This is a genomic window from Mesorhizobium norvegicum, assembly GCF_004919685.1.
Taxonomy (GTDB): Bacteria; Pseudomonadota; Alphaproteobacteria; order Rhizobiales; family Rhizobiaceae; genus Mesorhizobium; species Mesorhizobium norvegicum.
Window position 1 is genome coordinate 1 of sequence record NZ_SMYZ01000179.1, and the last position, 779, is coordinate 779.

The following is a 779-nucleotide window of genomic DNA, read 5'->3' on the forward strand; positions in this document are numbered from 1 at the left end:
GCGAGCGAGGTCGGCCCGGCGCTGTTCTTCAGCCTCCTTGTTATCACGGTATCATTCCTGCCGATCTTCACGCTCGAATCGCAGGAAGGCCGGATGTTCGGTCCTCTCGCCTTCACCAAGACCTTCTCGATGGCGGCCGCTGCGATCCTGTCGGTGACGCTGGTGCCGGCCTTGATGGTGATCTTCGTGCGCGGCCGGATCATCCCGGAGCACAGGAACCCGATCAATCGGTTTCTGATCTGGATCTACCGTCCCGTCATTCGCGGCGTCCTGAAGGCAAAGACGCTCACCATAGCGCTCGCGCTCGTCGTGCTTGGCGTCTCAGTCTGGCCGGTGAGCCAGATCGGCTCGGAATTCATGCCGACCCTGAACGAAGGCACGCTGATGTACATGCCGACGACGCTGCCGGGAATTTCCGTCACCAAGGCGGCGGAGCTGCTTCAGATGCAGGACCGGATCATCAAGTCGTTTCCGGAAGTGGAATCGGTCTATGGCAAGGCGGGGAGGGCGCTGACCGCGACCGACCCGGCCCCCACCGAGATGTTCGAGACCATCATCAATCTGAAGCCAAAGGAGCAATGGCGGACTGGCGTCACCATCGACAGCCTGAAGGCCGAAATGGACAAGGCTCTGCAGTTCCCCGGAGTCTCCAACGCCTGGACCATGCCGATCCGCGCCCGTATCGACATGCTTTCGACCGGCATTCGGACGCCGGTCGGCGTCAAGGTGTTCGGCACCGATCTTGCGGAGATGGAGAAGATCGCGCGCCAGATCGAAGC

The 779-nt window shown here is 61.6% G+C and carries 1 protein-coding gene; it reads left to right on the forward strand.

Annotation, left to right across the window (positions count from 1 at the left end; all coding sequences use genetic code 11):
• The coding region (locus FCU66_RS40440) for an efflux RND transporter permease subunit (RefSeq protein ID WP_136622772.1) at positions 1 to 779 on the forward strand (779 nt) is incomplete at both ends.